Source organism: Gallibacterium salpingitidis (assembly GCF_001678495.1).
Classification (GTDB): Bacteria; Pseudomonadota; Gammaproteobacteria; order Enterobacterales; family Pasteurellaceae; genus Gallibacterium; species Gallibacterium salpingitidis.
This window is the reverse complement of the sequence record NZ_JTJL01000018.1, coordinates 26,218-52,527: the sequence shown is the minus strand read 5'-3', so window position 1 is coordinate 52,527 and position 26,310 is coordinate 26,218. Positions and strand designations below refer to the sequence as shown.

The following is a 26,310-nucleotide window of genomic DNA, read 5'->3' as shown; positions in this document are numbered from 1 at the left end:
TTTGTCAGCGGTCTGAGGCTGAACTTTGTGTTCAGCCTTTTACTTATCTAACGATAAAATTAGTTTTTTAGTGTTTGTAGGTATTCAGCAATCGCTTTCATATCATCGTCATTAAGACGAGATTTGGCCGCATTGCCAGCGCCAACAATTTCACCTGATTTACGTTTTTGTAATGCTGTCACTACTTCATCAACACTTAAGGTGTTAATAATTGCAGATTGATTTAACGCAGATTTTTCACCTTGCTTACCATGGCATAAAGCACAACCTTGATTAAATAAACGTTTACCGCGTTCAATATCAGTATTAGCTTGAGCTACTGTTGCAGTGGTAAGGATAATCGCACTAAGAATTAAAGTTAAATTTTTCATTATTGACCCACAAATAATTGTTGTAATGTTTCATCAGGAATTAAACCTTCGAATTTATAAAGGATTTTACCCGCTTGATCAATAATAAAAGACGTTGGTGTACCGACTAATTGGTAACGTTCCGCAGTGATTTTAAGTTGATCTTTTGCAATAGGTAGATTGAGTTTATTTTTAGCTGCTAACTTAGCTATATCACTGTTTTCACCATCGACATTGATAGCGAGTAATTGAATTTTTTCTGGATATTGCGTAGCTAATTTCTCAAATGATTTCAATTCAACTAAACATATACCACAAGTGCCAGACCAAAAGGTGAGTAATATTGGTTTGCCTTTTAACTTATCTAAAAGAACTTTGTTGCCTTGCAGATCATAAGCAGCAATTTCTGGAGCGGTTTTACCAACTTCAGCAATTTCTTCTTTACAGGCAAAGAGTGTTAAACAGCTTATACTTAACAAAAATAGTTTAATAATAGATGAGAGTTTCATTGCTATTTCTTTATTTTATTGGGTGACGTTGATTAATTTCTTCTTTCAAGAATTTACCATGTTGCAGGAAAATAGTGCGATCGGTAAGTTTCCCCAAATCTGGATTATGAGTTACCATCACAATGGTTCTGCCCTGTTGATTGAGTTCAGTTAATAGGTTTAATACCAATTTTTCATTTTTCTCATCAAGATTTCCTGTTGGTTCGTCAGCAAAGATCACTGGTGGCTGATTAACTAGCGCACGTGCAATACATACACGTTGTTGCTCACCACCTGATAATTGACTTGGACGGTGATCAATACGATGCCCTAAACCGACTTGTTCTAGCACCGCTTTAGCGGCTGTTTCATCAACAACACTATGGTAATGTTGCGCTAACATCACATTTTCCAATGCTGTTAAATAGGGAATTAGATGGAATTGTTGAAATACTAAGCCAATTTTTTCAGCACGAAAGCGTTGTCTTCCCGTTTCATCTAATTGTGCGGCATCAATACCATCTAAAATAACTTTACCTTCACTGGCGGTATCTAAGCCAGTTAAGATATTCATCAATGTTGTTTTCCCTGAACCAGAAGCGCCCATAATAGCGACAAATTCGCCTTGTGCAATTTGAATATTAATATCCTCAAGTGCTGTGACTTGACCAAATCTTTTATATAAATGCTGAGTTTCAATTACATAATTAGTCATAATTATTCGCCTTTTAAAATGTTGGCTGTTTGAATTTGTAATGCGCGACGAGTTGGGAAAATCACTGCAATAAACGCTACGATAAGAGAAAGCAAGATAGTGATTGGAATAACTGGTAAACGCATATCAATATAAGATTTAAATACGGTGATTCCTAGAATTTGTGCTAATAGATAGCCGATTATCAAACCAACAATAATTGCACAAAATGCAATGATCAAAATTTCAGTACCAATTTGTTTTACAATGTCGCTCTTTTTAGCGCCTAATGCTTTTTGCAATGCAAACTCTTTTGCTCGTTCGCCAACAATAGCAATTAAGGTAGTATTAACACAAAGGGTGGCTAAGATTAGAATGACCAATGCAATTAAGCCCATTAGTCCTTTAATTTTATCGAGGATTTGCCCTTCCGATGCAGATACTTTCAAAATAGGGCGAATCTCTAAGTCAGGATAGCGTTGTTGTAATTGATGAGCGAATTGTTCTACTTGCCCTTGATCATTTTTTACATTAAATAGTGCATTAGTAACTAATCCTTCTTTATCTAACCAATTTTGTGCAAATTCCAAACTCACAATTAACATATTGTCAGTAACATCACCACTTTCGATAATAGCTTTGATTTTGAAAGTATGTTTTTCAACAGCATTTTTTGACAAAGTAATTTGGCTACCAACCTGTAAATTTAAGCGCTGTGCTAATGTTTTACCGATCATTGCATGCCGATCATCAAAATTAACACCAATAGCTGAGCCTGTAATTTGCCAATAAGGTGCTAATGTACGCATATCAGAAAACCAAACACCCATTAGTACAATTTTTTCCAGATCAGAGCGAGCCACGCCATATAAATAAGGGCTAGCCGCCGTAATTAAGCCATTTGGAGCATGGTGTAAAATCTGTTTTACTTGTCTTTCTTCAATTAAGCCGCTGTTAGTGGAACCAACATAAAAATTGGCGCCAAAAGTACGCAACTCTTGACTCATTTTCGTATTAATATCGAAATAGACTGCTGCCATAGCGGTGACGATACTAGCCCCGACAGTTAAAGCAGCAAAGATAATAAAGACTCTTTGTAAACGTAAGCGCAAGGCATTGATGACTAAGCGCCAAAACATCGATTTGGTTTTATTGACGGCCATATAACACCTCCACTGGATAGAGTTGTGCAATACGGTGAGCTGGGAACCAAGTACCAATTAAAGCAATTAAGATAGATAACACTAAAACGCAAGGAATAACGATCCAAGTAAAACTTAGTGGTGAACCAAAGAGGGTGATACCAATAAATCTCGCTAATCCCCATCCAGCAACACAACCGAATGCACCGCCGATTACAGCACTAATTATCGCTTCGCAATAAAACAGTAATACAATTTGCCATTGATAAGCACCTAAAGCCTTCATTAACCCAATCTCTTTGCTGCGTTCGATAATGGTGGTTGTCATTAGTGAAGCAATGCCCATAGCGGCTGCAATTAATGCAGCAACAGTAACCACAGCCAACAATAATTGAATTTTTTCGATAATTACTCCTTCAGAAGCAGCAACTTGCCAAATTGGCCGCACTATTGCACCAGAAATTGCTTCTTCTAATTGATGAGAAATTGAAGAAACATAAGCAGTACAATACCAGCGATCATACTCTTCAGCAGCGAGTGCATCGGCATTATCTCGTGCTTTACGAGATAACTCATTCTCTGGCACTGTTAGTGCTGATACTTTGATAGCTTGTACTTTTCCCTCTAAGCCAAGTAACGTTTGTACTGCGCTCAATGGCATTACCAATTGTTGATCTTCGTTACCACCGGCAGAGAGTTGCCCAACAATTTGGATTTTAATTTGTTGGGAAAAATCACCTTCTTGATATTTTAAAAGTAATTTATCGCCAATTTTCCATTTAGTTGTTTTTGCTAATTGTTCACCAACTAGGGCAGGAATAAATTCAGAAAATTGATTGGTACTATCATCAACCCATTCACCAGTAACTTTCCAATAAGGACTAATAATACGTTGCCCTGTGTGGTAGTCGTCTTCGTCTGGAATGGCGATTTGATGATCGAAAAAAGTACCTAAAATAGCGATATTTTGTTGTTCTTGTGTTGTTAGTTTTTGTGCTTGAACTTCTGCACTTAATAGAGGAGCGAAACCAACAATATTATTTCGCCAGAAAATATCCTTAACGTTGGGTAACTCTTTTTCATCAAGAAAATCTTGTGTAGAAAGCGCAGTGTTGCCATTAACATCTTCGGGAAGTACGGCGCTGCTGGCGGGTTCAACTAAAATATTCGCGCCATAGGATTTCAATTCACGAGCCATTTTATCGCCAATATCAATTGAAACAGCAAGTAACGCAGAAACTAAACCTGCTGCGAGAAAGATGGTGATAATCGCTAATAATTTACGTTTGAGCCCATGTCGCCAAGATTGGAATAACATACGCGCTAACATTATTCAGTTCCTTTGCTATTTGATAAATAGTTTTCTGGATTGTCGCGGAATAGATTGAGGTTTTGCTCACTAGTAAAGAAGTAGGTTTTTCCCTCATAACTATATTTATGTTCTGCGGTAGTATTTTTTAATTTTTTACCATTCACAGGGTCAGTAACTTCTAATTCAACAATAGTAGAGAAGTAATTCAAACCATCCTCAAGACTTTTACGACTAATCACAACGTCTGTTGCAGTTTGTTGCCAGCCTTCAATAGGAACCGGATTGCAGCCGCCCGGTTTACCGATTGAAGGAATAAACATTCTTACTCCACAACCAACACAGACTACTTGATCGCCTTCCATTACATAACCTTGATCGCCGCATAAAATACAAGCATCAAAGACAGCTGCAAGGCTGATATTTTTTGTTGAGCGATTGATAATAAAGAAACGAACCGCTTTGCCGTCACTTGCCACCCAAACAAAACGATGTAATTTCCCATCTTTAACTTGATCAATTGGAATATGTACATTGTTTTCATGATCTAGGGTGACAGGTGTAGCTTCGGAAAGTTTTGGTGGTTGAGAAGCGACTTTATCCCAATAAAGTTGAGCTGCGATAATTAAGATGGTGGCAGCAGAACCCCAAATAATCGTGCGGCGGCTATTACGCATTGCCACCATTTTTTTACGTTTTTCGATAGGATGTGATTCAGCAACAACTGCCTTTTTATGTGGTAAATAGACTTTAAGCGAAAAACAAGCAATGATGATTAGCAACAAAATTGCGGTAATGTTATTTAAATAAGCGGTGATATTGCTGGATTTTGCGACAAAACTTAGGCGTAATTTGGTGAGTTCAAACACTTGTAATTTCATTAGCGCTAAAGTAATTTCGCCAAGAATAGGAATAATCAGTAACGCAGTAATAGAAGTTAGCACGACAAAGCGTAATACCGCTAATTTGTTTAATACCTGACTTTGTTGCAATAGAATATTGAGCCATACCGTAATGAAAATACAAAAGAATAAACCTGAAATAACAGCAGCAAGATGTAAGATAAAATCGGTATTGATTACGTCTGTATTGGTAATGGCACTGACGTTAGGATCTTTTGCCCAGAAAATACCTGCAATGATACAAAAAACAAATTGGAATAGATAAGCAAGTTTATTGGAATGAATAAATTGCAACAGATAAAAGAGCAGCAATAGTGCCAATATAATGCTGTTAAGAATAAGTTTAGCTTGTTGGTTATTAGGGTAATTTAAGCTAAGGATAATCCCTAAAGCAAAGCCAATTACGGTGAGCCATAGTGCGTTTTTGATATTAACATTACGATAACGTGACCAATTACAACCGAGTAAAATAGCGAGCGGTAATACAGCTTGTAGTAGAAAGACAAAATAATAATTCATAGTAGTTAATCACAGCTAAGTAATCACAATACTGTTTTAAAGTAATAAACACCTGCAATCACAGGTGTTAGTAAAATAGCGATTAAAGAGCACGAAAGATTTTTCGTGCTCATAGTGTTGGTTATTTTAAGCCAGTAAATTTAAATTCATAACTTACATCAAATGGTTTCCACCAACGACCAACACCTGTTTCTTGGTCAGTGTGGCGGTGCATACCTGCTTTTGATGGCGGATCGATATGATAAGTAACTTTGTAATTACCTACGCCCATCATTTTAATATTGGCGCCATAGTGAGGGCCGTCGCCTGCAACCATTGGCATAAATGAACCTTCTTGTTTTTCTCCGGTATCAGTATTAACTAAAGTATAAGAAATAGTGAGGTAAGGCATCCATTCACCTTCACCAAAACCGTTTTTATTTCCTTTAGTTGCGTGAATATCTGCTTCAAGGTGAATATCTGAATCTTTAGCAGATAATCCCATACCTCGAGGTTCCATATCGATTGGTTGTAGATAAACGGCAGCAATTTCCATTTCATTCATCGTAACTGCTTCACCGATAGGATACTCTTTGAAAGCAAATGCTGATGGTGCAGTTAAAATGCTAGCAAGTAATGTTGCAGCTAATAAGGTTTTTTTCATAGTTAATTTCTCCTGTTAATTGATATATCGTGCTGTGAAAAAGATTAAACTGTTTTTTTACTTTGGTATTTCATATAAATCAGCGCAAAAATAGCAGCAATGATTAAAATCGCTTGAGGAATTAAAGTCTCAACATAAGGGTAAATACCCAACCATGAAATTTCAGGTACACCAGCTAAGAGTGTTGGTTCAAAGAGTTTTCCTTCAATAAGTTCTAAAATTGATTTACCAGCAAAGACGAAAGCCATTAAATACATAAATGAGCCAGTAAACATAAAGAATGGTTTTAATGGTAGTTTGACTACGGTGTAGCGCATTATGAAGTAGCAAACAGCGAGTAATATTGCACCAGCGATAAAACCACCTAATAGGTAAACATAATCTAATGTTGTTGAGGCATCGCCAACTAAGGCATAATAAAAGAGAACTGTTTCAGCGCCTTCACGATAAACAGCTAGAAAGCTAGTAAACCATAAACCAATTAAAGAACCTGTTGTGAGTGCAACAGAAATTTTTCCTTCTAAATAACGTTTCCAGTTATTAGCTTCGACTTTTGACAATAACCAATAACTCATTGTGAATAACATTACTACCGCAATGATCATTGTGAAGCCTTCTAACAATTCTCGACTGGCGCCGGAATTAGAAAAGAGTAATTGGAATATTGCCGCTGTGACAACGCTAGCAATTAAGGCAACATAAACGGATTGTTTAATTACTGGTAATTTGTCTTGATGATTATTTTTCACCAAATAAGCAACAATTGCCGCAACAATTAATAAGGCTTCTAAGCCTTCACGAAGAATAATCAACAAACTATATAAGAACATTACCCAAGCGCCTTGCTCTCCACCTTGTAACATTTCAACAGCTTTAGCAAGCCCTTGTTTTAAACCATCTGCTTGTTGTTGTAATTTATCGCTAGATTCATTTGCTTTCATTAAACTGACTAAGCGAGTGAAATATCCTTCTAAATCGGCTTTAAAATTACTGTCACGTGAACCGACTTTATTTTCCATACCGCTATTTTCAAAAATATCAAAATAGGTATCTTGCACTGCCAACATTGCTTTTTTGCTTTCGCCTTTTTCAAAGAGTGCAATAGCTTGTTGGATATGTTGATTGACATCAGCGGCGACTTTACTCCAATCCTGATCAGGAACATCAGTAGCTGAATTCGTAGCGGTATTTTGTGCACTGACTTGCTGATTTTCACGTGTAGTTGGTAAGTTTGGTAATTGTTCTTCTAAATCTTGGAGAAGTGTAGTGATTTGATAACCTAAATTATTAATTTGATCAGGTTGTTCACTAATCTTAATTAAATCATAGAATTGTTGATTGATACTTGCTGAAATGGCAGAAGAGCGATTTTGGCGAATGGACATTTCCATTTCAGAGTTTTTATAGCCATCATATTGTGCTTGTTGTACTAACTTTTTCGCAGCAGCATAATCGCCTTTTTGATATGCGCTAATCGCTTGTGCTAATAGATCATCAATCGTTTTAAAACTTTGTTGCCAGTGTTGTGCAATTTCTGGATGTTCATATACACCATGCTGGCTGGAAGCGTTAAGTTGATGTCCTTCCTCTAAAGAAGGTAATACTTCTTGTAATTCAGCTTTTAAACCATCAATTTTTGCTTTAACTTCATCTAATGGTTTACCTTCGCCAATCATTTTACGAATTTCACCAAAAGTAGCTTCCATTTGATAGCTTTTTTGTGCAGAGAAGTTAATTCTGATTGGACCTTCTAAATTTTCAAAGACTTCAAAATAAGCCATTTGTACTTCAGTACGAGCTTCATCAACGCTATTTTGTTGATATAAAGAAGCGGTTTTATCTAGACGATTTTCGATATCTTTGATCCATTGTTGATAATTATTATCTGCTTGAGCGTTGGTAAAACAGAATAAGGTGGTGAGTAAAATAAATATCCGATAATAACGAGAAAAAACCATAATATTATCCATTAAAATAGAAACAATTCTTATCTTCACTTGTATTATCCTCTGATTATTTTTTTATGCAAGTACAGAGGTTAGGTTTTATTGTAAAAAGGTAGGATTGTTACAAAATATTAACGGAATTAAAAAGGAAAGAAAATTAATGGCTTATGAATAGAAAACATTTTGTTAAACTTTTTCACCTTAATGTTAGCTAAATAAATTACAATCGAATTAGCCTAATTAAGGTGAAAAAATGCTAATTAAAGCCAATTATGGTAAACCAATAATCTTTTGATTTGTGCGTAAATTACTGGTGCACTGACTAATCCTGGAATGCCAAAAGCGGCTTCCATAAACACCATCATAATTAATAATTCCCAAGTTTTAGCATTAATCCGATGTCCGATAATTTCGGCATTAAGAAAATATTCTAATTTATGGATAACGACTAAAAAGATTAGGGAAGTAATAGCAATACTGACGCTGTCGCCTAAACTCATCATTACAATAAATGAGTTGGAAATAAGATTACCAACTACTGGAATTAGTCCGGCAACAAAGGTGACAAATACCATCGTGCCTGCGAGAGGTAATGGTTTACCGATAGCAGGTAAGATCACTAACAGATATAATGCAGCTAATATAGTGTTAATGAAAGAAATACGAATTTGCGCAAAGAAAACATTGGTAAAACCATCTAACAATTGTTGAAAATGTAATTGTAATAGTTTTGGTAATGCACGTTGATTATTAGGGGATAAAGGTAAGGTTTGGAAAGCGGCAATTGTACCTAAAACAACACCGACGATAAGATGCCCTAAAACTCTTAACGTATATAACCCCGCGCTTTGTAACTCTCTAGCATTCTCTTTTAACCATTGTGAGAGATGTAATTGTAAGGTACTAACACCATCAGGAATATGCGTCGCAATAGAGGCAGGCAATTTTTCGTGTAATTCATCTAAAATATCCGCCACACTGCTGATTAGTTTTCCAGCGCTTAATGCATCAGCACGATTTTCAACCCAAATAATGAACAGAAAAATAGCAAGAATAAATAGCATTAGTACGATTAGTACGGAATAACCAACATAATGTTTGCTATGCTTTTGTAAGTGGCGAGCGAAAATGTCGGTAATAGCATAGGCGCTTAAAGCGGTAAACAAGACTAATACTAGATGTAACCAGAACACTGGTAGCCATAAAATTAATACACCGCTGATCGCAATCAGAAAGTGTTTAAAGGTAAGATCTAATTTTTCCATAATACAGTTATTGCTGAAATAATGATCATAATAGAAAGTTAATAGCAGTGAAGCATTGTAATCACAGTTACCTTAAGGTACAACAACCTTGTACCAGCTATTAACCCCAGTATAATAGGCCGCAAGTAGTTAAGAGATTTTTAGTAATTATGTCAGAACAAGTAAAAAATCAGAGTAAGAAAAAACGTTTTTTTAATAAGAAATCGGCAACACAAACAACTCCTTTAGCAGAATGGCAACAACAATTATTATCGCAATTAGATCAAGTGATGTTAGTGGATAAATATCCGCTATTAGCCCGCATTAAAAAAGCACCTGCGCAAGCAAAGCCAGAGTTACAAGCGCTATTGAGTGAAGCAGTTGAAACTGCAAAACAGAAATTATTGCAGCGTCAGCAACCTATTGCCGAGATTAGCTATCCGGAGGAATTACCAGTTAGTCAGCGTCGAGAAGAAATATTAGCAGCAATAAAACAACATCAAGTCGTGGTAATTGCTGGAGAAACTGGTTCGGGAAAAACCACACAATTACCGAAAATGTGTCTTGAATTGGGATTAGGGGCAAAAGGTTTAATTGGACACACACAACCGCGCCGTATTGCAGCACGCTCAGTAGCAACTCGAATTGCTGAAGAGTTACAAAGCGAATTAGGCAGCCTTGTCGGTTATAAAGTACGTTTTAACGATCAGGTTAGTGAAAATACGCAAATAAAATTGATGACCGATGGGATTTTATTGGCAGAAATTCAATCGGATCGCTATTTGAATCAATATGAAGTGTTAATTATTGATGAAGCTCACGAACGCAGCCTGAATAATGATTTTATTTTGGGGTATTTAAAGCAGCTTTTACCACGTCGTCCAGATTTAAAAGTTATTATTACTTCAGCGACCATTGATGTAGAGCGTTTTTCTGATCATTTTGATCATGCACCAATTATTGAAGTTTCTGGTCGTACCTATCCTGTTGAAGTGCGTTATCGTCCAGTGACGGAAACGGAAGATCAAGATCAATTACAAGCGATCTTTGATGCTGTTGATGAATTACAAGCGGAAGGACGTGGCGATATTTTAATTTTTATGAATGGTGAACGAGAAATTCGTGATACAGCGGAAGCACTTGAACGACGAGAGTTACACCATACTGAAATTTTGCCATTATATGCTCGTTTATCGGCACAAGAACAAAATCGCATATTTCATCCAAGTGGACTTAATCGAATTATTTTAGCGACCAACGTTGCTGAAACCTCTTTAACCGTACCAGGCATTAAATATGTTATTGATCCGGGAACAGCAAGAATTTCCCGTTATAGCTATCGTACTAAAGTACAACGTTTACCGATTGAGCCAATCTCACAAGCCTCAGCTAATCAACGTAAAGGGCGTTGTGGACGGGTAAGTGAAGGGATTTGTATTCGTTTATATTCGGAGGACGATTTTAATAATCGTCCGCCATTTACCGATCCTGAAATTTTGCGAACTAATTTAGCGTCAGTCATTTTACAAATGACAGCATTAGGTTTGGATGATATTGAGGCATTTCCGTTTGTTGATGCACCAGATCGCCGTCAAATCCAGGACGGCTTGCGCTTGTTAGAAGAGTTACAAGCATTGAAATGGATTGATACTCGTGCAGGGAAAAAACGGGTATTAACAGATAGCGGGCGTCAATTAGCCAATTTACCGATTGATCCACGTTTAGGAAAAATGGTATTAAGTGCTGCAGCCAATGGTAGCCTGCGTGAAGTAATGGTGATTGTATCGGCGTTATCAATTCAAGATCCACGCGAACGTCCGCAAGAAAAACAACAATCAGCAGATGATAAACATCGCCGTTTTGCTGATAAAAATTCTGATTTCTTGGCATTTGTGAATTTATGGCAATACATTCAGAAGCAACAAAAAGAACTATCACGTAATCAATTCCGTCGCCTTTGTCAGAAAGATTATTTAAATTATTTACGTATTCGGGAGTGGCAGGATATTTACCATCAATTACGCTTGACAGTACGTGAAATGGGGTTGGCGATTAATTCCGAACCGGCAGAATATGTGGCAGTACATACTGCATTACTGACAGGATTGCTATCTCATATTGGCGCAAAAGAGGCAGAGAAACAGCAATATTTAGGAGCAAGAAATGCGCATTTCTCGATTTTCCCGGCGTCAGTATTATTTAAGAAACAACCGAAATGGTGTATGGCGGCGGAATTGGTTGAAACCAGCAAATTATGGGGCAGAATGGTTGCCAGTATTGAATCGGAATGGATCGAACCGTTAGCACAACATTTGGTAAAACGTAGTTATCACGAACCACATTGGTCGAGAAAACAAGGGGCAGTGTTGGCGAGTGAAAAAGTTACTTTGTATGGTGTACCGATTGTGCAAGCGAGAAGTGTTAATTATGGTGCTATCGATCCAATGGTCAGTCGTGAAATTTTTATTCGCGCTGCTTTAGTGGAAGGTGATTGGCAAACCCGACATAAATTCTTCTTTGATAACCAAAAATTGATTCAAGAAGTGGAAGAGTTGGAACATAAGACTCGTCGCCGCGATATTTTGGTGAGCGAACAAACATTGTTTGACTTTTATGATCAGCGGATTCCAGCCGAAATTGTTTCGCAGCGCCATTTTGATAAATGGTGGCAACAAACACAAAAAACACAGCCAGAGTTGCTCAATTTTGAGAAAGCCTTTTTATTAAATGAAGAAGCTAATATTAGCACATTAGATTTCCCAAATTTTTGGCATCAGGGTAATTTAAAATTGAAGTTAAGCTATCAATTTGAACCGGGAACTGATGCTGATGGCGTTACTGTCCATATTCCATTGCCGTTATTAAATCAGATTGATTTGCATGGCTTTGATTGGCAAATTCCTGGCTTACGAAAAGAATTGGTAATGGCTTTGATTAAATCATTACCAAAAGCACAACGTCGTAATTTTGTGCCTGCACCAAATTACGCAGAAGCTTTTTTAGCCAGAGCAACGCCATTGGAAAAACCTTTGGTAGAGAGCTTAAGTGAGCAATTCCGTAAAATGACGGGTGTATGGGTGGAACCGTCAGAATGGAATTGGGAACAAGTGCCAACACATCTAAAAATGACTTTCCGCGTTATTGATGAAAAAGGTAAAAAGATCGCAGAAAGTGGCGATTTAGATGATTTAAAGGTGTCATTAAAAGATCGGATTCAACAAAGTATTGCCGAGGTTGCTGATGATGGTATTGAGCAATCTGGCATTCATATTTGGAACTTTGCTACTTTGCCACAGTTTTATGAACAGAAGAAACATGGCTTTAGTATTAAGGCTTATCCTGCAATAGTTGATGAGAAAGAAGCGGTTGGCATTAAATTGTTTGAAACTGAATTTGAGCAACAACGTGCGATGCAAGCGGGTTTACGTCGTTTATTATTATTAAATGTGCCATCACCAATTAAATATCTACACGAAAAATTGCCAAATAAAGCCAAGTTAGGACTGTATTTCACACCATTCGGAACGGTATTACAGTTAATTGATGATTGTATTGCTTGTGCAGTGGATAAATTGATCGTGGATTTTGGCGGTGTAGTTTGGGAAGAAGAAAAGTTTGAGCAACTACGTGATTTTGTGCGGGCTAATTTAAACGAGGTAACAGTAGATATTGCGCAAAAAGTTGAGCAAATTTTGACTTTAACTTTTGAAATTAATAAACGAATGAAAGGGCGTTTAGATTTTAATTTAGCGTTTGCTTTGTCAGATATAAAAGCACAAATTAGCGCCTTGATTTATCCAGGGTTTGTTGAAAAAACAGGATATCCGCGTCTGGCAGATTTGAATCGTTATCTGCAAGCAATTGACAAACGTCTAGATAAAGTGGCGCAGGACGTGAATCGTGACAGGGCGGCAATGCTGCGTATTGAGAAAGTACAGCAAGCCTATCAACAACTATTAAATAAATTACCAAAATCGAAACCAATTTCAGATGAAATTTTAGAAATTCGGTATATGATTGAGGAGCTGCGCGTAAGTTTATTTGCTCAGCAATTAGGTACAGCCTATCCGATTTCTGATAAGCGTATTCTTAATTTGATTGAAAGTTTGGGCTAAAACTAAAAATAGAGGAGGCAATATGCATTGTCCTTTTTGTTCCGCACAGGACACAAAAGTCATCGATAGTCGTCTGGTCGCTGATGGCTATCAGATTCGCCGCCGTCGAGAGTGTTTACAATGTCACGAACGTTTTACTACGTTTGAAATGGCAGAATTAGTCACACCAAAAATTGTGAAAAATAATGGTAATAGAGAGCCTTTCAATGAAGATAAATTACGGGCAGGTTTTTCACGTGCGTTAGAAAAACGACCTGTTAGTGAAGAAAATATTGAGAATGCGATTAGCCGAATTATTCATACCTTACAGACTTCTGGTGAACGAGAAGTTTCTAGTAAATTGGTGGGAACACTGGTAATGAATGAATTAAAAAAATTAGACAAAGTAGCTTATATTCGCTTTGCTTCGGTTTATCTCAGCTTTGATGATATTAAACAATTCAGTGATGAAATCGACAAATTACAACGAGAGGGATAACGATTAAAATGTCAGCAGGATCAGCAGACTTTTCACGAGAAGATCAGCAATTTATGGCATTAGCCATTGAACTAGCCAAGAAAGGTAGATTCACTTGTACACCAAATCCGGCAGTGGGGTGCGTGTTAGTGAAAGAAGGGAGAATTGTTGGACAAGGTTATCACGCTAAAGCTGGCGAAGGTCATGCAGAAGTGATGGCAATGCGCCAAGCAGGGGAACAAGCAAAAGGGGCGACGGCGTATGTGACGTTAGAACCTTGTTCGCATTATGGACGTACTCCACCTTGTGCCAAAGGGTTGATCGAAGCTGGTGTCAGCAAAGTGATTGCAGCGATGCAAGATCCTAATCCACAAGTTGCTGGTCGTGGTTTGCGAATGTTGAATGAAGCAGGTGTTGAAACAGCAGTTGGTTTATTGGAACAAGAAGCAGAACAACTAAATCGCGGTTTTTTGAAAAGAATGCGCACAGGATTTCCTTATGTACAATTAAAAATGGCAATGAGTATTGATGGGCGCACTGCGATGGCGAATGGCGAAAGTCAATGGATCACTGGGGAATTAGCTAGACAAGATGTGCAGCAATATCGTGCAATGGCATCAGCAATCTTATCAACCAGTAAAACGGTAATGACGGATGATGCCGCTTTAACAGTGCGTTGGCAGCAACTAAGCGAGCAAATTAAGGCTGATTATCCGGAACAAAAATTACGTCAGCCATTACGCATTATTTTAGATTCACAACATAAAATTCAACCAACAGGGCGTTTGTTTGCGACTGAATCACCGATTTGGCTAATCAGCTCTCAAGAGCGAGCAATGCAAAACTTTCCTGATTTTTGCCAGCAACAGATGATCGCTGAGAGTCCTTATTTTTTCACTGACCTATTTAACTTTTTAGGCAGACAGCAAATTAATTCTGTTTGGGTGGAAGCGGGAGCTACTTTAGCAGGAAAATTGCTTGAGGCAGAGTTGGTGGATGAATTAATTGTCTATATCGCGCCGAAATTGTTAGGTGATCAAGCGAGAGGACTATGCCACTTACCACAATTGCAGCATTTAGCTGATGTGCCATTATGGCAATTGGCAGAAACGCAACAGATTGGTGAGGATATTAAACTGGTCTATCGTAAGCCGAATTTATAAGTAACACGCCATAATGACTGCGTGTTCGCGTCCGCCGTCGGCCAATGGATAGTAGTTTTTACGCAAAGTAACTTCATTAAAGCCTAATGCTTGATATAAGGATTGGGCTTTTTTGTTGGATTCTCTTACTTCAAGCCAAAGTGTATTAACACCTTTATTGATGAGTTGATTCATCAGTTCTTGCAATAATTGTTTACCCAAGCCGTTTCCTTGAAATGTAGGATCAATCGCAATATTAAACAGTGTAGCTTCATCTAACACTACCTGACAGATACAGAAACCAACAATTTGTTGTTGCTGTAAAATTTTAAGATTCAGATAATTATCACCTTGATTATTCTTTAATGTGCCAAGGCTCCAAGGTACGGTATGTGCAGCTGTTTCGATGGGATATAACTCAGAAAAATCACTGTCTTGAATAGGCTGAATATTAATGTTCATTTTGTTGTAATAAAAATTGTTGAATTTGTTGCCAAATCTGACGCTTTTGCGTCAAGGTTAGTTTCAGATCTTGCGGTAGCACAATAGCGGAGTGAGGTTGCTTTGCAAAAGGTGAATTCAACAGAGCAGTATGACAATTTTTTGCACAGAAGATTAGTAATGCGTGCTGCGTTTCTAAACGTGGTAATTTTTCCGTAGTAATACTCAGAAATTGTGGTTCTGTACTATTGGCTGCGCGTAATAGATCTTGTAGCAAAGGATATTGGGAAAATTGCGGATCATCAGCGAGTAATAATGTATGTATTTGCGCAGGAATTTGCATATTACCTATGCCCTGTAACACCTCTGGTTTAGTTAATTGCCAAAGGGTAATTCCCATTTCTTGTAGTAACAACTCTCGTCTATTCATTTTTTACTCCCAATAATGGCGGCAATCATAGCATTTATTGTTAAAAAATACAGGGGCAGTGCTTGATTTTGTTTTCGGTATTAAGGTTTATTTTTCCTTTCACAAATGTATAACGATTGTTAGAATATCCGCCTAATAAAAAAGGAGTGGTTAATGAACACAATTTCACAAGAAGCTCAACAGGTTAGAGCAGCTTTAGCGACGAAAGGATTAGAAACACCAATGGTCGCAAGAGTCGGAACACAAGATGAGCGTCGGCAAAAAATAGAACAACATATGCGTGAAGTGATGAATATTTTAGGTTTGGACTTACGCGATGATAGTTTAGAAGAAACGCCAAAACGCCTTGCCAAAATGTATCTTGACGAAATCTTTAGTGGTTTGGATTATCATAATTTCCCGAAAATTACCCGTATTGAAAACCGCATGAAAGTTAGCGAAATGGTGTTGGTTAATGATATTAATTTAACCAGCACTTGCGAGCACCATTTTGTCACTTTTGCCGGCAAGGTATCGGTAGCTTACTACCCAAAAGATTGGGTGATTGGTTTGTCGAAAATCAATCGAGTGGTGGATTTCTTTGCACAACGACCGCAAGTACAAGAGCGTTTAACCGAGCAAATTTTGACTGCATTTCAAACATTATTGCAAACAGAAGATGTGGCAGTTTATGTTCGAGCTACCCATTTTTGTGTGAAATGCCGCGGTGTGCGTGATGCAAATAGCTTTACCGTAACATCGGCGTATGGTGGTGTATTTTTACAAGATCGTGCAACACGACAAGAATTTCTCTCATTGATCTCAAAATAGTTTAATTTTTCAAATTTTATTCATATTTTAGCTATGCTATACTCACGCCCGCAATGGAATACATTGTGGGTATTTTATTTTGCAAAGTTCAAAACAAAATTTTTTTAATCACAAGTTACCCCTCGTATAGGTAACCACTGTAAGGATTTTATTATGCCTATTATTACTTTACCTGACGGTTCTCAACGTCAATTTGATCAACCTATTACTGTCCTAGAAGTTGCCCAAAGTATTGGTGCAGGTCTTGCGAAAGCGTGTATTGCAGGTCGTGTTAACGGTGAACGTAAAGATGCCTGCGATTTGATTAGTGAAGATGCAAAATTAGAAATTATTACTGCAAAAGATGAAGACGGTTTAGAAATTATTCGTCACTCTTGCGCACACTTACTAGGTCATGCGTTAAAACAACTTTATCCAAATGCCAAAATGGCAATTGGGCCAACCATTGAAAATGGTTTCTACTATGACATCGATTTAGATCAGTCACTCACTACCGAAGATTTAGAAAAAATTGAAAAACGGATGTTGGAGTTAGCGAAAACTGATTACGATGTAGTGAAAGAACCAGTTTCTTGGCAAACTGCACACGACGTTTTCGAAAAACGCGGTGAGCCATACAAAATGGCAATTCTCGAAGAAAATATCGAAAAAACAGCTACACCAGCGTTGTATCATCACCAAGAATATATTGATATGTGTCGTGGTCCGCACGTACCAAATATGCGTTTTTGCCATCATTTCAAATTACAAAAAGTGGCTGGCGCATATTGGCGTGGTGATAGCAATAATAAGATGTTGCAACGTATTTACGGTACAGCGTGGGCAGATAAGAAACAACTTGCTGAATATTTGAAACGTTTAGAAGAAGCTGCAAAACGTGACCACCGTAAAATTGGTAAAGCACTCGATTTGTATCATATGCAAGAAGAAGCACCAGGAATGGTGTTCTGGCACAATGACGGTTGGACCATTTTCCGCGAATTAGAAACTTTCGTGCGTGCTAAATTAAAAGAGTATGATTACCAAGAAGTAAAAGGTCCGTTTATGATGGATCGTGTACTTTGGGAAAGAACTGGCCACTGGCAAAACTATGGTGATTTAATGTTCACCACTTCATCAGAAAACCGCGAATATGCAATTAAACCGATGAACTGCCCAGGACACGTACAAATCTTTAATCAAGGATTGAAATCTTATCGTGATTTACCATTGCGTATGGCGGAATTTGGTTCTTGCCATCGTAACGAGCCATCAGGTTCATTGCATGGTTTGATGCGTGTACGTGGTTTTACCCAAGATGATGCACATATTTTCTGTACTGAAGATCAAATTGAAAGTGAAGTAACTTCTTGTATTAAGATGGTTTACGATATTTATAGCACTTTCGGTTTCACTGATATTTATGTGAAATTATCTACTCGTCCGGAAAGCCGTATTGGTTCAGATGAAATGTGGGATCGTGCGGAAGCTGACTTAGCCAAAGCATTAGAACACAATGGCTTAGCGTATGAAGTGCAACCGGGTGAAGGTGCATTCTATGGACCAAAACTTGAGTTTGCATTACGTGACAGTATCGGACGTGAATGGCAATGCGGTACAGTACAGTTAGACTTTGCGTTACCGGGCCGATTGAATGCGTCTTATGTAGCGGAAGATAATGAACGTAAAACACCAGTAATGATTCACCGCGCGATTTTAGGTTCAATCGAGCGTTTCATTGGTATTATCACCGAGGAATATGCTGGTTTCTTCCCAGCGTGGTTAGCACCAACTCAAGCGGTAGTAATGAATATTACTGATTCACAAGCAGAGTATGTACAAAAAGTGGTGAAAACCCTTTCTGATGCAGGTTTACGTGTGAAATCAGATCTACGTAACGAGAAAATCGGCTTTAAGATTCGTGAACATACCTTAAAACGTGTTCCTTATATGCTAGTTTGTGGTGATAAGGAAATTGCGGAAGGTAAGATCGCAGTACGTACTCGTAAAGGGCAAGATTTAGGTTCTTTCACTGTAGAAGAGTTTACTGAAATCTTGAAGAAACAAGTCAGAGGACGTGAATTGAAATTACTTGGTGAAGAGTAATTTTATTTATAAGAGTCAATAAAGAGAAAACCACGCTGATTGGCGTGGTTTTTTGTATCATAAAAATATGTTTTAGCTGGTACGAAGTTCACTTAATCGGTGACGTTGAGTTCCGTCAGGGTTAAAGTTTTGTGGCGATAACCAAGCGGTAAATGCATCTCGACAGTTCGGCCAACGTTGGGCAGTAATAGAGAACCAAGCTGTATCGCGATTACGTCCTTTGTAAACGACAGCATTAGAAAATGTGCCTTCATAAATGAAACCTAAACGCAATGCTGCATTTACAGATGGGGCATTAAGAGCATCACATTTCCATTCATAACGGCGATAACCTAGTTTATCAAATACATACTGCATCAAAAGATAGTGCAGTTCAGTAGATTTGACAGTGCGTTGCAATGCCGGAGTGAAGATCAGCCAGCCCACTTCGATAACCCCATTATTGGGATCGATACGCATTAGTGCAATTGAGCCTTCTACAGCGCCTGTATGAACATCAACAATCGCATAATGCAAAGGGTCATCACTTTTTGCATGCTGTTCAAGTACAGTTTGTAGTTGATTAGTATCGTAAAAATCTCCGATAGGAAGATAAGTCCACATTGGAGAGGCAAGACAATTGTTATCTTTGATTGTAGCAATGAATTGTTCAATAACACCAGCAGTACGCAAAGGAACAAGACGAACGTATTTACCTTCGAGAGTGATAAGTTGTGGACGAGCAGCAGGAATCCAATTAGGAAGAGATTCTCCTACTTCTTGTCCATATTGATTAATTGCCATAAGAATTCTCCTGTTAATGATAAAAAAGCCATATCTTTATCAACTAAAGATAGGCTTCTTCATTTTTATTGTGATGATTGGCTAATTAATTAACCTCAACCAAAATAGTTGTATCAGCTTTTTTCTCAACTAATTTGCCTATTGGAATTAATGCAATTCCTGCTTGTTCAGCAAGCTCAAATAGGCGTGGTTTATCGTCATTTGTGACAGCAACTAATAAACCACCAGAGGTTTGTGGATCACAAAGAATGGCTTTTTGTTGTTCGGTTATCGGACTAACAAGATGACCATAACTATCAAAGTTACGTTGTGTACCGCCTGGAATACAGCCTTTCTTAATATAATCATCGACACCATCTAATGTTCTGATTTGTGCAAAATTTACTTCTGCTATCACGTTAGAACCTTCACACACTTCAATTAAATGGCCTAATAGTCCAAAACCAGTGACGTCTGTCATCGCGGTTACACCGTCTAATTCAGAGAATTGCGCACCGATTTTGTTCATTTGACACATCACTTGGGCGGCTAAACCTTTATGTTCTGCTTTTAATTTACCTTTTTTCTCGGCGGTAGTAAGAATACCGATACCTAGCGGTTTCGTTAAAAAGAGTTCACAACCTGCTTTCGCTGAATTGTTTTTCTTCACTTTTTCTAATGGAATAATGCCTGTTACTGCTAAACCAAAAATCGGTTCTGGTGAATCAATCGAATGTCCACCAGCCAATGAAATACCAGCATCTTTACAGGCTTGGCGACCACCTTCAACAATACGTCTGGCGATTTCTGGCGGTAGTAATTTAATTGGGAAACCTAAAATAGCAATCGCCATAATTGGCTTGCCGCCCATTGCGAAAATATCGCTAATTGCATTAGTGGCGGCAATGCGTCCAAAGGTAAAAGGATCATCAACAATTGGCATAAAGAAATCGGTGGTACTGATAATTCCCATACCATTACCAATATCATACACCGCCGCATCATCTTTACTTTCATTACCGACTAAAAGATGCGGATCGACAAATTTTTCAATTTCAGTATGTAAGATGGTTTCTAAAACTTTTGGGGAAATTTTGCAGCCACAACCTGCGCCATGGCTATATTGGGTTAAGCGGATTAGATCAGCGACAGTGTTATCAAGATCTGCACTACTGTGAGCATGATTAGTCATAAGCGTTCACTCCGTTTTAGCTTAAAAAATTCATTTTATAGCTTAACACTTTATATTTGCTAAAAAACAATTTTGATCACATTTTTGAAAAAAAAGAAGTTGTTCTATAAATATAGAAGTAAAGGATGTATTTACAAAATGTTAAATTTTAGTTATTAATATGCGCAATTCTACATCGGGGTAGAAGATATTGACTGAAGGAGATTAAGGTTATGCAAACCTCATTTAAAAAATCGTTACTTGTTGTTGCATTGGGCTTAACTATGGCAGGTGCAGCAACAGCAGCCAATGTACCAGTTGGCGCCGATCTTGCGCAGAAACAAGAGCTTGTTTGGAACGTTAGCGCGAATCCAGCCACATTAGACCCACAAAAAATGGAAGGAGATGTAGAAGGATATTTTGCTCGACAACTCTTTGAAACTTTAGTGATTTCCGATGAAAAAGGTCATATTTTACCCGGTGCCGCGATTTCTTGGGAACATAGCGATGATTTCAAAACATGGACATTCCATTTACGACCTGAAGCAAAATGGTCAAATGGTGAAGCAGTAACAGCCAAAGATTTCGTTTATGCGTGGCAGCGTTTAGCAGATCCTAATACAGCATCACCTTATGCGAGTTATTTAGATTTCTTAAGATTGGAAAATGCGGATAAAGTTTTAGAGGGAAAAGCTAAAGTTACTGATTTAGGTATTGAAGCTAAAGATGATCATACTTTGGTGCTACATTTAACTGAAGCAGTACCTTATGTTGATAAATTAGTAGAACATTATGTGTTGTCGCCAGTGAACGCTAAAGTGGTGGAAAAATTTGGTGATGCGTGGACTAAACCGGGCAATTTGGTCGGGAATGGTGCGTTTAAATTAACTTCAATGGTGGTAAATGAAAAAGCAATTTTAGAACGCAATAGCCACTATTGGGATAATGCGAAAACAGTACTGGAAAAAGTGACATTATTGCCAATTGAATCAGCAGCAACAGATGTAGCGCGTTATCGTGCTGGCGATGAAGATGTGACAGGGAAAGAGTTACCGATTGAATTATTTGCGAAATTGAAGAAAGAAGTACCAAATGAGATTTATACGCCGCCAGTATTATGTACCTATACCTATGAAATGAATACCGTTAAACCACCATTCAATGATGCGAGAGTGCGTAAAGCTTTATCGTTAGCTTTAGACCGCCACATTATGACGGATAAAATTTTACAACAGGGACAAACACCGGCTTATCTCTTTACTCCACCATTTATTAACGGGGCAGAGAAGATGAAAAATCCAGAATGGGCAAGCTGGGATCAAAATAAACGTAATCAAGAAGCGATCAAGTTGTTGAAAGAAGCTGGTTATGACAAGTCTAAACCATTGAATTTTAAATTGTTGTATAACACTTCTGATAACCATAAGAAATTGGCAATTGCCGCTCAATCTATTTGGAAGAAGAATTTACAAGGTGTAGTTGATGTCACTTTGGATAATCAAGAGTGGAAAACCTATTTGGATACACGTCGCCAAGGGAATTCACAAATGGCAAGGGCAGGTTGGTGTGCTGATTATAATGAAGCGACCACTTTCTTAAATTATTTCTTATCAAATAGCGCTAACAATAGAGCTTTTTATAAAAATAAGGCTTATGATGATTTAATTGCGGCAGCATTTAAAGCACAGACTGATGAAGAACGTGCAGAAATTTATGCCAAAGCGGAACAAATATTGGCGAATGATACTGCGGTAATTAATGTCTATTACTATGTTCAACCTCGCTTAGTAAAACCTTGGGTGAAAGGCTTTGCGGCTAATCATCCGGCAAAAAATTACTATCTAAAAGATGTTTATATTCTTAAACATTAATCTTAATACACGATGAGCGCTTGCTCATCGTGATATCTATGATCCTGCCACAGAAGATTAAACTAAAATTTAACGTTAATTTAGTGATAACAGGGGAAAATTGCTTAATAATTTAGCAAAATCTAATGGTGTTATTTACAAATTGTAAGATTTAATTTATTAATTAGGGCAATTCTGCATATTGGGTAGAAGAATCTAGTTTGTATAAGGAAAAAATATGCAAAAAACATTTAAGAAATCTTTATTGATGGTTGCGCTTGGCTTAGGTGCAATGGCAATGAATGCGATGGCAGCAAATGTACCTGCTGGCACACAATTAGCGGAAAAACAAGAATTAGTGTGGAATATTAGTGCCAATCCAGCGACCTTAGATCCACAAAAAATGGAAGGGGATGTTGAAGGAAATTATGCTCACCAATTATTTGAAACTTTAGTTACTTCTGATGCAAAAGGACATATTCTGCCAGGAGTAGCAACATCTTGGGAACATAGTGCAGATTTTAAAACTTGGACTTTCCACTTACGCCCAGAAGCGAAATGGTCAAATGGTGATCCTGTTGTTGCCGGTGATTTTGTTTATGCGTGGCAACGTTTGGCTGATCCAAAAACTGCTTCTCCGTATGCAAGTTATTTGGATTTCTTAAAATTAGCAAATGCCGATAAAGTGATTGAAGGTAAAGCACCAGTTACTGATTTAGGTGTTAAAGCAGCAGATGATCATACATTAGTGTTAACTCTTACCGAATCTGTACCATATGTAGATAAATTGGTTGAACATTATGTGTTATCGCCAGTGAATCCAAAAGTGGTAGAAAAATTTGGTGAAAAATGGACTGCTCCAGAAAATATTGTCGGTAATGGTGCATTCGTTTTGAAATCAATGGTAGTAAATGAAAAAGCGGTATTAGAACGTAATCCGCATTATTGGGATAATGCAAAAACAGTATTAAATAAAGTGACTTTATTACCAATTGAATCTTCAGCAACTGATGTAGCACGCTATCGTGCAGGTGATGAAGATATGACTGGTAAAGAAATTCCAATTGAATTATTTGCAAAAATTAAGAAAGAGTTACCGGATGAATTACATATTTCTCCGTTACTTTGTACCTATTTATATGAAGTCAATACCGCTAAAGCGCCGTTTGATAACGAAAAAGTACGTCGTGCACTTTCATTAGCATTAGATCGTAACATCATTACAGATAAAATCTTACAACAAGGTCAAACTCCAGCTTATATCTTTACTCCACCATTTATTAATGGTGCAGAAAAAATGAAGAACCCAGAGTGGGCAAATTGGGATCAAAATAAACGTAATGAAGAAGCGATTAAATTATTAAAAGAAGCTGGCTACGATAAATCAAAACCTCTTACTTTCAACTTGCTTTATAACACTTCTGATAACCACAAAAAATTGGCGATTGCAGCGCAATCTATCTGGAAGAAAAATCTACAAGGCTTAGTCAACATCAACTTAGAAAACCAAGAGTGGAAAACTTACCTCGATTCTCGTCACCAAGGTAACTTCCATATGGCAAGAGCTGGTTGGTGTGCTGACTATAATGAAGCAAGCACTTTCTTAAATTATTATTTATCTAATAGTGCGAACAACACTGCTTTCTATAAGAGTAAAGCTTATGATGATTTAATTGCTTCAGCATTTAAAGCACAAACTGATGAAGAGCGTGCAGAAGTTTATGCGAAAGCAGAAGCACAATTAGATAATGATACAGCTTTAGTTCCTGTCTATCATTATGTCCAACCTCGTCTGATTAAACCTTGGGTGAAAGGTTTTGCTGATGCACACCCAGGTCAAAATTACTATTTGAAAGACGTTTATATTATTAAACATTAATTTTTCTTTTATTACCCAATCCACGCTGGTGGATTGGGGCTTTGTTGGCTGTTGCCAAAAAATATTTGTGGGATGTGTATATGCTTAAATTAATTTTTCGCCGTATTTTAGAGGCGATCCCAACATTATTTATTTTGATCACCGTTTCGTTCTTTATGATGCGCTTGGCGCCGGGTAGCCCATTTTCGAGTGAAAAGAATTATCCGCCAGAAGTTATAGCTAATATTGAAGCGAAATATCACCTCAATGAACCTTTGCTAGTTCAATATGGTATTTATTTGAAAGATCTGGCACATGGAGATTTTGGTCCTTCATTTAAATATAAAGATTACACTGTTAATCAACTTGTCGCGCAAGCCTTTCCAGTGTCATTAAAACTTGGTTTTTCTGCCTTTATTTTAGCGTTAGTGTTTGGGATTTCAGCGGGCGTTATTGCCGCATTGAAACAGAATAAGTGGCTGGATTACTTGATAATGACTTTTGCGATGACTGGAGTGGTGGTGCCCAGCTTCGTGGTCGCACCATTATTAGTCTTAATTTTTTCCATCACTCTGAAACTACTGCCTTCTGGTGGTTGGAATAATGGGCAATTTATTTATATGTTGATGCCAATGGTGGCGTTATCACTCTCTTATATTGCCAGTATTGCGCGTATTATGCGTAGTTCTATGATTGAAGTTTTACACTCTAATTTTATTCGTACTGCCAAAGCGAAAGGTTTACCAATGCGCCGTATTGTGTTGAAACACGCGTTGCGCCCAGCTTTATTACCAGTAATTTCTTATATGGGGCCAGCGTTTGTAGGGATTATTACAGGTTCTATGGTGATTGAGAGTATTTTTGTCTTACCGGGAATTGGACAACTTTTCGTGAATGGTGCGCTTAATCGCGATTACTCTTTAGTATTAAGTTTAACCATTTTAGTCGGCACATTAACGATCGTGTTTAATGCGATTGTTGATATTTTGTATGCCGTAATTGATCCGAAAATTCGCTACTAAGAATGAGGTTAGAGATGTTAAAAACAAAAGAAAATCAAGCCCTCATGCAAAAGTTGGGCGAACAATTAGAAACTGTGGAAGGACGTAGTTTATGGCAGGATGCTAGACGTCGTTTTTTCCGTAATAAAGCGGCGGTAGCCAGTTTAATTATTCTCTTTTTTATTGTGTTATTTGTCGTATTTGCGCCAATGTTAATGCCTTTTAGTTATGACGATACAGATTGGGCAATGATGACCAATCCACCAGATTTTGAGTCGATGCACTATTTTGGTACAGATTCATCAGGACGCGATTTGTTGGTACGTTTAGCGATTGGTGGACGTATTTCCTTATTAGTTGGGATCGCCGGTGCTTTAATTGCGGTGATTGTTGGAACATTATATGGTGCGACTGCTGGTTATATTGGCGGTAAAACTGATGCGATTTTAATGCGTATCTTAGAGATTCTTTACTCATTTCCATTTATGTTCTTTGTGATCTTGTTAGTGACCTTCTTTGGACAAAATATTTTATTGATATTTGTCGCTATTGGAATGGTATCGTGGCTGGATATGGCGCGTATTGTACGTGGGCAAACTTTAAGTTTAAAACGTAAAGAATTTATCGAAGCAGCGATTGTCTGCGGCGTTTCTTCACGTCAAATTGTTTGGCGTCATATTGTGCCAAATGTGTTGGGAGTTGTGGTCGTTTATGCTTCATTATTAGTGCCAGGTATGATCTTGTTTGAATCATTCTTAAGTTTCTTAGGATTAGGTACACAAGAACCATTGAGTAGTTGGGGTGCATTATTAAACGATGGCTCTAAATCAATGGAAGCGGCACCATGGCTCTTGATTTTCCCAGCATTATTCTTAGTGATTACACTATTTTGTTTTAATTTTATTGGTGATGGCTTGCGTGATGCGCTTGATCCAAAAGATAGATAGGGTG

General features: G+C 37.7%; 22 protein-coding genes. 9 read left to right on the top strand and 13 right to left on the bottom strand.

Features of this window, described 5'->3' with window-relative positions:
• Window positions 1-59: 59 nt before the first annotated feature.
• The 9 genes from QS62_RS05345 to QS62_RS05305 form a co-directional block, all read right to left on the bottom strand.
• Window positions 60-371 (bottom strand): c-type cytochrome, encoded by a 312-nt coding sequence (locus tag QS62_RS05345; protein WP_066107025.1) that lies wholly within the window; start codon window positions 369-371, stop codon window positions 60-62.
• Entirely contained in the window at window positions 371-859 is a 489-nt protein-coding gene (locus tag QS62_RS05340; RefSeq protein WP_066107020.1) for a TlpA family protein disulfide reductase, read from the bottom strand. The genes QS62_RS05345 and QS62_RS05340 overlap by 1 nt, the downstream gene beginning before the upstream one ends.
• Before the next feature lie 10 nt (window positions 860-869).
• Window positions 870-1,553 carry an ABC transporter ATP-binding protein gene (locus tag QS62_RS05335; protein WP_066107017.1) on the bottom strand — a complete coding sequence of 228 codons (684 nt, stop codon included), beginning with the start codon at window positions 1,551-1,553 and terminating at the stop codon, window positions 870-872.
• Window positions 1,554-1,555: 2 nt separating this feature from the next.
• Window positions 1,556-2,695: an ABC transporter permease gene (locus QS62_RS05330; protein ID WP_066107012.1), complete on the bottom strand. Its 1,140-nt coding sequence runs from the start codon at window positions 2,693-2,695 to the stop codon at window positions 1,556-1,558.
• The gene (locus tag QS62_RS05325; RefSeq protein ID WP_066107010.1) at window positions 2,682-4,004 is read right to left on the bottom strand and encodes an ABC transporter permease; all 1,323 of its coding nucleotides are present in this window, start codon (window positions 4,002-4,004) and stop codon (window positions 2,682-2,684) included. The genes QS62_RS05330 and QS62_RS05325 overlap by 14 nt, the downstream gene beginning before the upstream one ends.
• Window positions 4,004-5,404 (bottom strand): Fe-S-containing protein, encoded by a 1,401-nt coding sequence (locus tag QS62_RS05320; RefSeq protein WP_066107007.1) that lies wholly within the window; start codon window positions 5,402-5,404, stop codon window positions 4,004-4,006. Before QS62_RS05320 ends, QS62_RS05325 begins: the two co-directional genes overlap by 1 nt.
• 121 nt (window positions 5,405-5,525) lie before the next feature.
• A complete protein-coding gene (locus tag QS62_RS05315) occupies window positions 5,526-6,047 on the bottom strand; it encodes an iron transporter (RefSeq protein ID WP_066107004.1) in 522 nt (173 codons plus the stop codon).
• A 44-nt stretch (window positions 6,048-6,091) separates the two neighbouring features.
• Entirely contained in the window at window positions 6,092-8,005 is a 1,914-nt protein-coding gene (locus tag QS62_RS05310; RefSeq protein WP_066107031.1) for an FTR1 family iron permease, read from the bottom strand.
• 248 nt (window positions 8,006-8,253) lie between these two features.
• Window positions 8,254-9,258: an AI-2E family transporter gene (locus tag QS62_RS05305; RefSeq protein ID WP_066107000.1), complete on the bottom strand. Its 1,005-nt coding sequence runs from the start codon at window positions 9,256-9,258 to the stop codon at window positions 8,254-8,256.
• A 149-nt stretch (window positions 9,259-9,407) separates the two neighbouring features.
• On the opposite strand from QS62_RS05305, the gene hrpA reads away from it, so the two are divergent.
• Genes hrpA through ribD form a run of 3 tightly spaced genes read left to right on the top strand, consistent with a single transcriptional unit; the run spans window position 9,408 to window position 14,972 of the window.
• A complete protein-coding gene (gene hrpA / locus QS62_RS05300; protein ID WP_066106997.1) occupies window positions 9,408-13,352 on the top strand; it encodes an ATP-dependent RNA helicase HrpA in 3,945 nt (1,314 codons plus the stop codon).
• 22 nt (window positions 13,353-13,374) lie between these two features.
• Window positions 13,375-13,830 (top strand): transcriptional regulator NrdR, encoded by a 456-nt coding sequence (gene nrdR, locus QS62_RS05295; RefSeq protein WP_066106994.1) that lies wholly within the window; start codon window positions 13,375-13,377, stop codon window positions 13,828-13,830.
• An 8-nt stretch (window positions 13,831-13,838) separates the two neighbouring features.
• Entirely contained in the window at window positions 13,839-14,972 is a 1,134-nt protein-coding gene (gene ribD, locus QS62_RS05290; protein ID WP_066106990.1) for a bifunctional diaminohydroxyphosphoribosylaminopyrimidine deaminase/5-amino-6-(5-phosphoribosylamino)uracil reductase RibD, read from the top strand.
• Here the strand turns inward: ribD and rimI are convergent.
• Window positions 14,967-15,413, bottom strand: a complete 447-nt coding sequence (gene rimI / locus QS62_RS05285; RefSeq protein WP_066106987.1) for a ribosomal protein S18-alanine N-acetyltransferase — start codon at window positions 15,411-15,413, stop codon at window positions 14,967-14,969. The two genes, ribD and rimI, sit on opposite strands and share 6 nt — an antisense overlap.
• The gene (locus QS62_RS05280) at window positions 15,403-15,822 is read right to left on the bottom strand and encodes a DNA polymerase III subunit psi (RefSeq protein WP_066106984.1); all 420 of its coding nucleotides are present in this window, start codon (window positions 15,820-15,822) and stop codon (window positions 15,403-15,405) included. Before QS62_RS05280 ends, rimI begins: the two co-directional genes overlap by 11 nt.
• A 153-nt stretch (window positions 15,823-15,975) precedes the next feature.
• Here QS62_RS05280 and folE point away from each other — a divergent pair, with 153 nt between their 5' ends.
• Both folE and thrS read left to right on the top strand, forming a co-directional pair.
• The gene (folE, locus tag QS62_RS05275; protein ID WP_066106981.1) at window positions 15,976-16,632 is read left to right on the top strand and encodes a GTP cyclohydrolase I FolE; all 657 of its coding nucleotides are present in this window, start codon (window positions 15,976-15,978) and stop codon (window positions 16,630-16,632) included.
• A 153-nt stretch (window positions 16,633-16,785) separates the two neighbouring features.
• Window positions 16,786-18,717, top strand: a complete 1,932-nt coding sequence (gene thrS / locus QS62_RS05270) for a threonine--tRNA ligase (protein ID WP_066106979.1) — start codon at window positions 16,786-16,788, stop codon at window positions 18,715-18,717.
• Between the two features lie 72 nt (window positions 18,718-18,789).
• On the opposite strand, the gene QS62_RS05265 is transcribed toward thrS, so the two are convergent.
• On the bottom strand, window positions 18,790-19,500 hold the full coding sequence (locus QS62_RS05265; protein ID WP_066106975.1) for a GNAT family N-acetyltransferase: 711 nt from the start codon (window positions 19,498-19,500) through the stop codon (window positions 18,790-18,792).
• Window positions 19,501-19,585: 85 nt separating this feature from the next.
• Window positions 19,586-20,671 (bottom strand): selenide, water dikinase SelD, encoded by a 1,086-nt coding sequence (gene selD, locus QS62_RS05260; RefSeq protein ID WP_066106972.1) that lies wholly within the window; start codon window positions 20,669-20,671, stop codon window positions 19,586-19,588.
• A 212-nt stretch (window positions 20,672-20,883) separates the two neighbouring features.
• On the opposite strand from selD, the gene QS62_RS05255 reads away from it, so the two are divergent.
• The 4 genes from QS62_RS05255 to oppC all read left to right on the top strand — a co-directional run bounded on the left by QS62_RS05255 (window position 20,884) and on the right by oppC (window position 26,306).
• A complete protein-coding gene (locus tag QS62_RS05255; protein WP_066106969.1) occupies window positions 20,884-22,521 on the top strand; it encodes an ABC transporter substrate-binding protein in 1,638 nt (545 codons plus the stop codon).
• 217 nt (window positions 22,522-22,738) lie between these two features.
• Entirely contained in the window at window positions 22,739-24,379 is a 1,641-nt protein-coding gene (locus QS62_RS05250) for an ABC transporter substrate-binding protein (protein WP_066106966.1), read from the top strand.
• 80 nt (window positions 24,380-24,459) lie between these two features.
• Entirely contained in the window at window positions 24,460-25,380 is a 921-nt protein-coding gene (oppB, locus tag QS62_RS05245; protein WP_066106963.1) for an oligopeptide ABC transporter permease OppB, read from the top strand.
• 14 nt (window positions 25,381-25,394) lie between these two features.
• Entirely contained in the window at window positions 25,395-26,306 is a 912-nt protein-coding gene (gene oppC / locus QS62_RS05240; RefSeq protein WP_066106960.1) for an oligopeptide ABC transporter permease OppC, read from the top strand.
• Window positions 26,307-26,310: the final 4 nt, after the last annotated feature.

Bases quoted from the DNA above. Each gene is read 5' to 3' on its own strand.
- QS62_RS05345 (WP_066107025.1), bottom strand. From the start codon at position 371: ATGAAAAATTTAACTTTAATTCTTAGTGCGATTATCCTTACCACTGCA.
- QS62_RS05340 (WP_066107020.1), bottom strand. From the start codon at position 859: ATGAAACTCTCATCTATTATTAAACTATTTTTGTTAAGTATAAGCTGT.
- QS62_RS05335 (WP_066107017.1), bottom strand. From the start codon at position 1,553: ATGACTAATTATGTAATTGAAACTCAGCATTTATATAAAAGATTTGGT.
- QS62_RS05330 (WP_066107012.1), bottom strand. From the start codon at position 2,695: ATGGCCGTCAATAAAACCAAATCGATGTTTTGGCGCTTAGTCATCAAT.
- QS62_RS05325 (WP_066107010.1), bottom strand. From the start codon at position 4,004: ATGTTAGCGCGTATGTTATTCCAATCTTGGCGACATGGGCTCAAACGT.
- QS62_RS05320 (WP_066107007.1), bottom strand. From the start codon at position 5,404: ATGAATTATTATTTTGTCTTTCTACTACAAGCTGTATTACCGCTCGCT.
- QS62_RS05315 (WP_066107004.1), bottom strand. From the start codon at position 6,047: ATGAAAAAAACCTTATTAGCTGCAACATTACTTGCTAGCATTTTAACT.
- QS62_RS05310 (WP_066107031.1), bottom strand. From the start codon at position 8,005: ATGGTTTTTTCTCGTTATTATCGGATATTTATTTTACTCACCACCTTA.
- QS62_RS05305 (WP_066107000.1), bottom strand. From the start codon at position 9,258: ATGGAAAAATTAGATCTTACCTTTAAACACTTTCTGATTGCGATCAGC.
- hrpA (WP_066106997.1), top strand. From the start codon at position 9,408: ATGTCAGAACAAGTAAAAAATCAGAGTAAGAAAAAACGTTTTTTTAAT.
- nrdR (WP_066106994.1), top strand. From the start codon at position 13,375: ATGCATTGTCCTTTTTGTTCCGCACAGGACACAAAAGTCATCGATAGT.
- ribD (WP_066106990.1), top strand. From the start codon at position 13,839: ATGTCAGCAGGATCAGCAGACTTTTCACGAGAAGATCAGCAATTTATG.
- rimI (WP_066106987.1), bottom strand. From the start codon at position 15,413: ATGAACATTAATATTCAGCCTATTCAAGACAGTGATTTTTCTGAGTTA.
- QS62_RS05280 (WP_066106984.1), bottom strand. From the start codon at position 15,822: ATGAATAGACGAGAGTTGTTACTACAAGAAATGGGAATTACCCTTTGG.
- folE (WP_066106981.1), top strand. From the start codon at position 15,976: ATGAACACAATTTCACAAGAAGCTCAACAGGTTAGAGCAGCTTTAGCG.
- thrS (WP_066106979.1), top strand. From the start codon at position 16,786: ATGCCTATTATTACTTTACCTGACGGTTCTCAACGTCAATTTGATCAA.
- QS62_RS05265 (WP_066106975.1), bottom strand. From the start codon at position 19,500: ATGGCAATTAATCAATATGGACAAGAAGTAGGAGAATCTCTTCCTAAT.
- selD (WP_066106972.1), bottom strand. From the start codon at position 20,671: ATGACTAATCATGCTCACAGTAGTGCAGATCTTGATAACACTGTCGCT.
- QS62_RS05255 (WP_066106969.1), top strand. From the start codon at position 20,884: ATGCAAACCTCATTTAAAAAATCGTTACTTGTTGTTGCATTGGGCTTA.
- QS62_RS05250 (WP_066106966.1), top strand. From the start codon at position 22,739: ATGCAAAAAACATTTAAGAAATCTTTATTGATGGTTGCGCTTGGCTTA.
- oppB (WP_066106963.1), top strand. From the start codon at position 24,460: ATGCTTAAATTAATTTTTCGCCGTATTTTAGAGGCGATCCCAACATTA.
- oppC (WP_066106960.1), top strand. From the start codon at position 25,395: ATGTTAAAAACAAAAGAAAATCAAGCCCTCATGCAAAAGTTGGGCGAA.